Annotated in this window: 1 protein-coding gene and 1 pseudogene; one reads left to right on the forward strand and one right to left on the reverse strand. The window is 68.1% G+C overall.

Translation table 11 applies throughout. The features are described from left to right. Positions 1-330, reverse strand: a pseudogene (locus tag A5652_RS28860) (peptidase M50); the annotation flags it as partial. Positions 331-466: 136 nt separating this feature from the next. On the opposite strand from A5652_RS28860, the gene A5652_RS25285 reads away from it, so the two are divergent. Further along, positions 467-1208 (forward strand): adenylosuccinate synthetase (locus A5652_RS25285; protein WP_197514105.1); only part of this gene is annotated, 742 nt, incomplete at its 3' end.

Here is a 1208-nt window from a genome sequence, read left to right on the forward strand (position 1 = left end):
GCCGCGCCGGGCCCGCCACACCGCCCCGAATCCGGTCGGCAGACGGTAGATCCGGGTTCCCCGGGTGCGGCGGCGCGGCACGTAAGCCACCTCGACGTCCAACCGCTCGGCACGCAGCAGCCGGGTCAGCACGGTTGCCAGCTCGGCGTCGCCGCCCAGCACGACCAGCCGCCGGAATGTGCCGATCGCGTCATTGATGGCGTCCGGGTCGCCGGTGGTATCGGCCCGGACGACGGTCAGGCCGGAGAGCGGCCCTGGCACCCTGCGGTCGCCGAACGCCACCACCGCCATGTCCGCGACGTCGGCGCCCGCCTCAACCGGCTCGGTCATGCCTTTCTCGCCACCTCCTGGCTTAAGCTGATTTGCCCGGCTCCACAGCCGGCCACGGCGGCCAGCACAGTCGCCAGGCTAGGGTGGGTCACCGGCTGGACCACAATACGCAGGCGAGATCAGGTGGGAGCGTGTCATGCCGGCAATCGTCCTCATCGGCGCCCAATGGGGCGACGAGGGCAAAGGTAAGGCCACCGATTTGCTCGGTGGGCGCGTTCAGTGGGTGGTTCGCTACCAGGGCGGCAACAACGCCGGGCACACCGTCGTCTTGCCCACCGGCGAGAACTTCGCGCTGCACCTCATCCCGTCGGGAGTGCTGACCCCGGGCGTCACCAACGTGATCGGCAACGGCGTGGTGGTCGACCCCGGCGTGCTGCTGGACGAGCTGAAGGGCCTCGAAGACCGCGGGGTCGACACCTCCAAGCTGCTCATCTCCGCCGACGCGCACCTGCTGTTGCCCTACCACGTGGCCATCGACAAGGTCACCGAGCGCTACATGGGGAACAAGAAGATCGGCACCACCGGCCGCGGCATCGGCCCCTGCTACCAGGACAAGATCGCGCGCATCGGCATCCGGGTCGCCGACGTGCTGGATCGGGAAGTGTTGACGCACAAGGTCGAAGCCGCCCTGGAACTGAAAAACCAGATCCTGGTCAAGATCTACAACCGCAAGGCGCTGGATCCGCATCAGGTGGTCGAGGCCCTGCTGCAGGAGGCCGAGGGCTTCAAACACCGGATCGCCGACACCCGGTTGCTGCTCAACACCGCGCTGGAGGCCGGCGAGGCGGTCCTGCTGGAAGGCTCGCAGGGCACGTTGCTCGACGTCGACCACGGCACGTATCCCTATGTGACGTCGTCGAATCCGACGGCGGGTGGTG

Source organism: Mycobacterium sp. 1165178.9 (assembly GCF_001673555.1).
GTDB lineage: Bacteria > Actinomycetota > Actinomycetes > Mycobacteriales > Mycobacteriaceae > Mycobacterium.